This window comes from Rhizobium sp. RM (assembly GCF_013390595.1).
GTDB lineage: Bacteria > Pseudomonadota > Alphaproteobacteria > Rhizobiales > Rhizobiaceae > Agrobacterium.
The window spans coordinates 1-2081 of record NZ_JACAWV010000013.1; the positions used below are offsets into that span (position 1 = coordinate 1).

Genomic DNA, 2081 nt, shown 5'->3' on the forward strand with positions numbered 1-2081 from the left:
CGACGGTCAACCCGCTCAGTCCTGAAAGATGGGTCCCGATCGGTTCCGCAAGAACGAGCATGCTGCAATCGGTGATCGCCTCGCATCCTACCGCAATGAGGTGGCCCTAGACCGTGAAAAACTCTGCCTCATCACGGACAACTCCCCCGACCACATCGGTCTCGTCCGCGCGCTCCTCCGCCACATCAACACAGCCATCGATTTCCAAGGCATCAAAGAGAGATCAGTCCGGCTCTCTGAGATCAGTGCAGCAGTTGAATAGCTCGGAAGGTTCAAATGAAGTTTCGGGGCGCATCAGCGTGCGCCCTTCAATTCTGCCATCTTGCTCCCCAGCAGCCAGATGCCCGTCACGGCGCGAGACCTCTCCTTGCGAAGCCGTCCAAGGTCGTCGCGACCATAAGCGCTGATACCGCCCTTGATCGCATTTTCCTGAACCACGTTCCATGTTGTCCAGAGATCGTTAGCTATATCGCCAGCGCGGCGTCGCTTCAAAAGCAGTGAGGGCTGGATCGGCGTCTTCGTATCACCCTCTGCATCACCGAGCCGTAGGAATTGCGCACTCTGCGCAAGGATGTCTTTCTCATCGCTGTTGAGGGCATGTTCGACCAATCTTGTGGGGCAATGAGCGCGTGCTCCGCAGCTTTCAGCACGGTGTATGTCGCATCGATCACTTTGCCATGCACGTCGCCTGAATGGCGCACCTTGGTTTCCTCAACAATGCCTGTCTGCGTGACAAGCGAATTGAGACAACGGACGCGGAACAATCCAGCCATCAGTTCATAGGCACTCGTGCCATCGTTGGCGTCTTTCAGGAGGATTTCGCAGACGGTATCGCCCACGTGATAGGTGTTACCATCGTCCACACGACGGAGCCGGATCAGGTGCTTGGTGAATTCTGCTTTGCCCTCCGGTGCGGGTGCAGACTGCTTGACGCCAACCGGTACGAAACCTTCCTTTGTTAGCCCACGCAGGATCTCAATTGTAGGTATTGGCTGAAACCGCTCGGAACGGCTTTCATGGGCTGAGAGTGCAAATATCGACGGCGCGACCTTGCGCATCTCGTCTTCAGTCATGGCGCGGCCGGTGTCGAAACGTGCAGTGTGCGTGGACACGGTCATGATAAATCTCCAACGGTTCCCAAATCCAAGAGGCCAGCCCCGCATTGGGCGAAGCCTTCACCCACCGTTCCGGTAGATGTGCCCCTCACATCCACCGGAACGAAGGGGGAAGGGCGAAGCCCGCTCCCGTTGCTGTGGCGGGCTAGTCATGGGTCCGGCCGACTGAAAGCCGGAAGCTTCGCAGCAACAGCGGTGAAAGCCGGTTTTCTGAGGGACGCACAGGCGGAGCCTGCTTGCCCATTGGCGAGGCCGGCACGGCATCGTAGAGCGGGAAAATCAGACAGGGAGGACGGGCGTTAAGCAGCGCGTCCACTCATTATGGAAGCGACCGCTGAGGCGGTCTCCTCTTCCTCTTTGAAACAACATCACCAGAATGAATCGTTGCGGCGGCATTGATTCAAAACTCTCATTGGACGCGGATTCGTTATCCGAGGACAATTGCGGCCATGATCGACTTTCCTTCCCCCTTCTATGCCGAGCGCGTCGACGCTTCCTGCAACATGGCACGCTTCTATGCGATAGAGATTTCGCAAGACCTGTTCGGGCATCTTTGGCTTGAGCGGCGCTGGGGCCGGATCGGATCGCGTGGTCAAATGAAAGTCGAGCATCTGCAAAATCCTAAGGCGATCCCAGAACGTATCGAAGTGCTGGTACGTCAGAAAACAAATCGCGGCTATCGGCCGAAATGAACCTGCCCACACGGGGCAGCACAGCGAGATGATGCCCCCGGCTGTTGAGCCGGGTGGCACCTGATGTCAGTCCCAAGGGATGACCGCCATCAGGTCGCCATCGTCCACGCCGGGCAAGTGTCCGAGTTTGGCGTTGAGCTTGCCGTAGCCGATGTTGACGGAAAGGGTGAAGTCGTCGCCACCTTCGCGGTTCTGCTTCTTCCAGATGCCGCCGATTTCCACACGGCGGCCCTTGGGTGACTTGGCGTAGAGGCGATAAACAGGCGCTTTGGCG

3 protein-coding genes and 1 pseudogene are annotated in these 2081 nt (G+C 57.8%); 1 reads left to right on the forward strand and 3 read right to left on the reverse strand.

The window, feature by feature from the left end:
- Positions 1-294: 294 nt before the first annotated feature.
- Together HWX89_RS26265 and HWX89_RS14035 are read right to left on the reverse strand one after the other, a co-directional pair.
- Positions 295-438: a hypothetical protein gene (locus HWX89_RS26265; protein WP_246705172.1), complete on the reverse strand. Its 144-nt coding sequence runs from the start codon at positions 436-438 to the stop codon at positions 295-297.
- 50 nt (positions 439-488) lie between these two features.
- Positions 489-1118 (reverse strand): DUF932 domain-containing protein, encoded by a 630-nt coding sequence (locus HWX89_RS14035; protein ID WP_246705173.1) that lies wholly within the window; start codon positions 1116-1118, stop codon positions 489-491.
- A gap of 446 nt (positions 1119-1564) precedes the next feature.
- Between HWX89_RS14035 and HWX89_RS14040 the strand changes: the two genes are divergently transcribed.
- Entirely contained in the window at positions 1565-1807 is a 243-nt protein-coding gene (locus HWX89_RS14040; RefSeq protein ID WP_138792285.1) for a WGR domain-containing protein, read from the forward strand.
- Between the two features lie 66 nt (positions 1808-1873).
- Here HWX89_RS14040 and HWX89_RS14045 read toward each other — a convergent pair.
- Positions 1874-2081, reverse strand: a pseudogene (locus HWX89_RS14045) (DUF736 domain-containing protein); the annotation flags it as partial.